This window comes from Microcystis sp. M49636_WE2 (assembly GCF_030065375.1).
GTDB lineage: Bacteria > Cyanobacteriota > Cyanobacteriia > Cyanobacteriales > Microcystaceae > Microcystis > Microcystis aeruginosa_C.
Genome location: NZ_JASJFG010000079.1, coordinates 1 through 2194, shown reverse-complemented (window position 1 = coordinate 2194; position 2194 = coordinate 1). Strand labels below are relative to the sequence as shown.

Sequence of the window (2194 nt, the reverse complement as noted above, 5' to 3'; positions counted from 1 at the left end):
GGCAAATAGTAACAGGGGGTTGCGATGATGTAAAGAGACGATTAGCGCCCAAGTGGCGATCGTGGCTAAACGGGTATGATAGCCAATTAAAAGCAATAATGCGATCGCTATAGCGACAATAAACAGGATACTCTGCACCAGTACCGAGTCACTGAGAGCAAAAATCGACCAGTAAAAAGGACTAGCAGAGACTTTTGATAAGCTTTCTAGGGGTAAAACCCCTAATTCACTGTAATGGGCAGTTACTTGGCTAAAACGAACCGATAAATCGACTAAAACCACCAACGCCAAGGCAATGCGAAATAAAGCCAGCGATCGCAGGTCAAACCCGAAAATCTCTGCCAGTCTTTGTCTAAATGATTTTGTCATTATCGCCATAGGATGATGATTCCCTCCATTTCTTAAATAAACCTACTTTATAGCAAGTAAAAAGGCCAAAGGCAAAAGAAAGCTGTCGGCCTTATCAGTTATCAGTTATCAGTTATCAGTTATCAGTGAGTAGTATGTATTAAGTGAGCATCATTAGACATCTCCAAAAATTATAACCCAGTCACAGCTTGCTTTTGGTCTATGTACTAACTAAGCAGTTCAATGGCTGTAATGTATATCTATCGTTGCTAATTCAATTTTACTGAAAAAATATGAGGCAATTAAAATAATTTTTATTCAGGTAGATTCCTTAACTAGAAAGACTTTTGGTCTTGGGATAATATTAGGTCGAGGTCTATTGGCAGTAACAGTGCTGTTTTTTCACTGATCACTGATTACTGTTTAGTGATCACTGATTATCGGGACGGGGAAGAATTGATCGGGGGTAAAGAAGGAGAAATTTCGCCACCTCGATCGAATATTTCCAGATTCCATTGACCGAAACGATTACTTTCAAAAGCAATAAAACGACCGTTACCACTAATCGTCGGACGACGCACTTCTCCTAAAATATTGTCGGTGATATTTTTTGCTTGCAGAGTTTGTCGATCATAAATATATATATCGGGTTTACCGGACTGTTCCGACACATAAACAATATAGCGACCATCGGCACTAATATCCGGTTGATCTTGATAGGTTTTTGCTTGATTTAACCCGGGTAGGGGAACTAAACGATTAGCCACTCGATCGAATAAATAAATCGTTCGTTGACCCCTGCGATCGGAGGCAAAGACCAGATAACGACCATCGTAGTTAAAACGGGGATTATCTTCAGAGGAAGGAGTATTTAAAGTATTTCCTAAAAGCTGTTGGGGAGGGGTGACAAAACCCGCATCACTACATCCCCCCAGACTGATGATATTAACCGCAAGCAAAAGTCCCAGAAGTTTAGGAAACCTGCTCATCGGTCGGCACCGGGGAAGGAAGGATACAACAATTAATATCATCCAGACAAACTTTACCCCAATGCAATGCCCAACGCACCAATTCCACCCGATTATCGGTTTTTGTTTTTGTCAAGATATTACTAATATGATTATCGACGGTACGCTTACTAATCTCTAGCTTTTCCGAGATTTCTTGATTAGTTAAACCATTAGCCACCAAATCGAGTATTTCTAGCTCTCGATCGGATAATGAAGCGGCTGTTTGAAACTTCCCAGCAGACATGAGTATAATTCCTCTAGTATATCTACTTATCATTCTAGAAGAAATTTTTCTCCTAGGAATCGATAATCAGTAATCAGTGATCAGTAATCAGTGAAAATACAGCACTGTTACTGCCATTTGATGATGCACACTTAATACATACTGCTCACTGAATACTCAAAACCTGACAGGAGGACAAACTGGCTGAACTCCTTACAGCACAGGCTTTTTGGGGTGTTCGAGCAAAAAAGTTCGATGCAGCTGATCCCCCGTTGTTGATAAAGATTTCTAGTAAGTTCGCCCAAATCCCTGATTCTCTCCTTAGCTTTTTGGCTGAAAGCGATGTATCTGTTTGTAACTGAGGAGTCTCAAAACCTTTACGGACAATGCTTTGAGAGGGTTTGTTCCCCTGTCAGACTCAAAACTGATCACCGATCACTGATTCAAGGCTGACGGCTGGTACTATATAATAAAAAACGCTCCTTAGTTAGATATTGAGAAAAACATGGAAGTTATCCCCGCTATTGATATTCTCGATGGCAAATGTGTGCGACTTTATCAGGGAGATTACCAACAATCGCAGGTTTTTAACGATAATCCCGCAATAGTGGCG

The 2194-nt window shown here is 40.6% G+C and carries 4 protein-coding genes; 1 reads left to right on the top strand and 3 read right to left on the bottom strand.

The features are described from left to right. The 3 genes from PX484_RS01825 to pedR all read right to left on the bottom strand — a co-directional run. The coding region (locus PX484_RS01825) for an HTTM domain-containing protein (protein WP_502882689.1) at window positions 1-378 on the bottom strand (378 nt) is incomplete at its 3' end. Between the two features lie 407 nt (window positions 379-785). Further along, a complete protein-coding gene (locus tag PX484_RS01820) occupies window positions 786-1337 on the bottom strand; it encodes a TolB family protein (RefSeq protein WP_287668480.1) in 552 nt (183 codons plus the stop codon). Beyond that, window positions 1321-1602, bottom strand: a complete 282-nt coding sequence (gene pedR / locus PX484_RS01815; RefSeq protein ID WP_287668478.1) for a photosynthetic electron transport-dependent transcriptional regulator PedR — start codon at window positions 1600-1602, stop codon at window positions 1321-1323. Before pedR ends, PX484_RS01820 begins: the two co-directional genes overlap by 17 nt. A gap of 484 nt (window positions 1603-2086) precedes the next feature. Between pedR and PX484_RS01810 the strand changes: the two genes are divergently transcribed. Then, on the top strand, window positions 2087-2194 hold a 108-nt coding region (locus tag PX484_RS01810; protein ID WP_288102720.1), incomplete at its 3' end, for a HisA/HisF-related TIM barrel protein.